This is a genomic window from Levilactobacillus tujiorum (assembly GCF_012641185.1).
Taxonomy (GTDB): Bacteria; Bacillota; Bacilli; order Lactobacillales; family Lactobacillaceae; genus Levilactobacillus; species Levilactobacillus tujiorum.
This window is the reverse complement of the sequence record NZ_JAAXLK010000054.1, coordinates 1-627: the sequence shown is the minus strand read 5'-3', so window position 1 is coordinate 627 and position 627 is coordinate 1. Positions and strand designations below refer to the sequence as shown.

At 41.5% G+C, this 627-nt stretch carries 2 rRNA genes; both read right to left on the bottom strand.

Annotated elements, in window-relative coordinates:
- Window positions 1-331: ribosomal RNA gene (locus tag HF569_RS12355) — 23S ribosomal RNA — on the bottom strand; the annotation flags it as partial.
- A 216-nt stretch (window positions 332-547) separates the two neighbouring features.
- Window positions 548-627: ribosomal RNA gene (locus tag HF569_RS12175) — 16S ribosomal RNA — on the bottom strand; the annotation flags it as partial.

Sequence of the window (627 nt, the reverse complement as noted above, 5' to 3'; positions counted from 1 at the left end):
ATTGACTTTGGTAACTCAAATGTTCAGTCCTACAACCCCAAAGAGCAAGCTCTTTGGTTTGGGCTATTCCCCGTTCGCTCGCCGCTACTTAGGGAATCGATTTTTCTTTCTATTCCTGTGGGTACTTAGATGTTTCAGTTCCCCACGTCTGCCTCAACTCAAGTATGTATTCCCTGAGTTGTAATTACTGATTAAAGTAATTGGGTTTCCCCATTCGGAAATCTCCGGATCAAAGCTTACGTACAGCTCCCCGAAGCATATCGGTGTTAGTCCCGTCCTTCATCGGCTCCTAGTACCAAGGCATCCACCATGCGCCCTTCATAACTTAACCTAATGATTACGTCGTAATCATTGATTAATTGAGTATTAGCGATATAAACTAATTAAAAAACTCAAAAATACGCAGTTGTTTCTCGGTTTAATTATCTTAATAATTAAAGGAAAATAATTGATAATATCTAGTTTTCAAAGAACAAGTTTGAGGGTAGGCCCCTCAAAACTGACCATTGTTTCGACAAAGTATGTGTAGCCTCCGTATATTCCTTAGAAAGGAGGTGATCCAGCCGCAGGTTCTCCTACGGCTACCTTGTTACGACTTCACCCTAATCATCTGTCCCACCTTAGACG